Below are 1,197 nucleotides of genomic sequence, written 5' to 3'. Positions count from 1 at the left end.
TTTTTAAATGTAGCTTCATATTGTTGCTCCTTTGATTTCTTATAATACAAGGCAATACCGCACAAAGACTGCTTGACGGTGTTATGCGGTATCGCCTTATATTTTTATGGTATTATCGTTCCTTTTGACTATACTGTTTTACTAACAACGTAATTTTTCAGAGTACCCTTTACTGTTACCGGAGTGCCCGCTTTTGGGACAGCCGTGCCGGTATAATTCATGTAATATGTACCCACGGAGTTCACATTCGAAATATAATTATGTATAATAAATATTCACATCTTCATTGAACTCACCACATTTCTTTTTTGCAATAGACTTTTTTTTATCTACGTATACATTATTTTAACACATATAACACCAAAAGTCACTATATTCTGCATATTTCTCTCATATGCACAAGATTTTCGTATAGCTGAACAAATATTGCGTTCTAAATTATTTCATTTTACATAAGTTAATTGTTAAATGCTTGTTAACATCAACACGGAAGTTGAAATAGCCAGATTATAACGCTTATTGACATACAAGTCAATGAATGATATTATTAAGATATAACGATTTTAGCACAGGCGGTGAATTAATTTTGAAATTCTACGATTATCCGATAATCAGCAAAGAAAGCAGTCTTCCCGTCTTTTTGGTGAGCGTCGGGCTATCTGTACAGCTTTTTCATTGAATTGAGCCGTCTTGCGGCGAAAGGAAAAGGCAGTGTACAAATCGCCCCTGCGGTGACAAAGGCGATCGCATATATTGACGAAAACTATATGAAACAGCCCGGTCTTGAATCCATAAGTAAAGCCGCAGGAGTTTTTTCGCAGCATTTGTGCAGATTATTCAGGCAGACCTTGAACTGCCGACCGATGGAATATATCACAAAACGCAAGATACAGGCGGCTAAAATGCTTCTGGCGGAAACGCAGAAAACTGTCGATCAGATAGCTGAAGAAACTGGTTTCTGTGACAGCAGTTATTTTTGCAAGATTTTCAAAAGGTTTGAGAGTATTACTCCGTCGCAGTTCAGAAGTATAGAACGGGCTCTATGAAATTCGTAAATTGACCGCTGACACCGTATAAAAAAACAAAAAGGCGTTGTAAAAAAAACAGCGCTCAAAGAGTCAAGATTTCCTGCTTTTGGGAAATCTTGACTCCTTTTTATGCCAGATCGCAAAAATAACTATTTTGGCTGAATTTTGG

At 36.9% G+C, this 1,197-nt stretch carries 1 protein-coding gene; it reads left to right on the top strand.

Annotated features, from left to right (window positions below):
- Positions 1 to 767 precede the first annotated feature (767 nt).
- The gene (locus DW793_RS15585) at positions 768 to 1,046 is read left to right on the top strand and encodes a helix-turn-helix transcriptional regulator (protein ID WP_242992566.1); all 279 of its coding nucleotides are present in this window, start codon (positions 768 to 770) and stop codon (positions 1,044 to 1,046) included.
- Positions 1,047 to 1,197: the final 151 nt, after the last annotated feature.

It is taken from the genome of Ruminococcus sp. AM31-15AC (genome assembly GCF_003462045.1).
Classification (GTDB): Bacteria; Bacillota; Clostridia; order Oscillospirales; family Ruminococcaceae; genus Hominimerdicola; species Hominimerdicola aceti.
Note: the sequence above shows the minus strand (reverse complement) of the source record. Positions and strands in the feature narration are given on the sequence as shown.

Coding starts and splice junctions, on each gene's coding strand:
- DW793_RS15585 (WP_242992566.1), top strand. CDS start 768: ATGAAACAGCCCGGTCTTGAATCCATAAGTAAAGCCGCAGGAGTTTTT.